This window comes from Pyrinomonadaceae bacterium (assembly GCA_036277115.1).
GTDB lineage: Bacteria > Acidobacteriota > Blastocatellia > Pyrinomonadales > Pyrinomonadaceae > UBA11740.
This window is the reverse complement of record DASUNM010000016.1, coordinates 1-1,021: the sequence shown is the minus strand read 5'-3', so window position 1 is coordinate 1,021 and position 1,021 is coordinate 1. Positions and strand designations below refer to the sequence as shown.

The following is a 1,021-nucleotide window of genomic DNA, read 5'->3' as shown; positions in this document are numbered from 1 at the left end:
TGACCAGCCCACACACGTTGTGAACGCCTGAGAAGCCATCCGGGCCCTCCAAGACGCTTGCGGTTCTGACGCCCAAGCGAAGGAGGACCCGGATGCAGGTTCACGGTAACGCCGCTCTCGGACCAGCGGGACGGCTGGCATTGGTAGAAGCGATCGAGTCGGGGATGACGTTGAGGGCGGCAGCTGCCGCCCTCAACGTCGCGCCGGCCACAGCCCATCGCTGGTGGCACCGCTGGCGCTCGGCCTCTGAGGCCGAGCGTCGCTGCGGGGGTTGGCTGCAGGACCGCTCCTCGCGACCCCACCGCCAGCCGCGGCGGCTGAGCGCCGCCGAGGAGGAGTCGATCCTGCGAGCGCGGCGGGAGACCAACCTCGGCCCCGGGCGCCTGGCGGGGATCTGCCGCCGAGCTCGCTCGACGATCTGGAAGGTGCTGCACCGCCACGGCCTCTCGCAGCGGCGCAGGGGTGCGCGGGAGAGCTACCGCCGCTATGAGTGGGCAGAGCCGGGAGCGCTGCTGCACGTTGACGTCGCCCGCCTGGCGCGCTTCAACCGCCCTGGGCACGCGGTCACCGGCGTCCGCGACATGACGGGGGCCGAGAAGCGGGCCGGGGTCGGTTACGTCTATCTGCACTGCGTGATCGATGATCGCTCCCGCTACGCCTACGTCGAGCAGCACCCAAATCAGGGAGGGGACACCGCGGCGGCGGTGCTGGGCCGGGCGATCGAGCACTTCACCACGCTCGGCATGAAGGCGCCCGAGGCGGTGATGAGCGACAACGCCTTCGCCTACCGCAGGTCAAATGCCTTCAAGGCGCAGCTGACTCGCCACGGTGCCCGCCACATCCTCACCCCGCCCTACACGCCTCGTTGGAATGGGAAGGTGGAGCGCTTCATCCAGACGCTGAAGCGGGAGTGGGCCTACGCCCACGCCTGGCCCAACTCAGCCGAGAGGGCGAGGTCGATGTCATCCTTCCTTCGCTACTACAACCGGCGCCGGCCGCACAGCTCACTCGGAGACCGGCC

General features: G+C 69.6%; 1 protein-coding gene. It reads left to right on the top strand.

The window, feature by feature from the left end; translation table 11 throughout:
- Nucleotides 1-92 precede the first annotated feature (92 nt).
- The coding region (locus tag VFX97_04195) for an IS481 family transposase (GenBank protein HEX5702400.1) at nt 93-1,021 on the top strand (929 nt) is incomplete at its 3' end.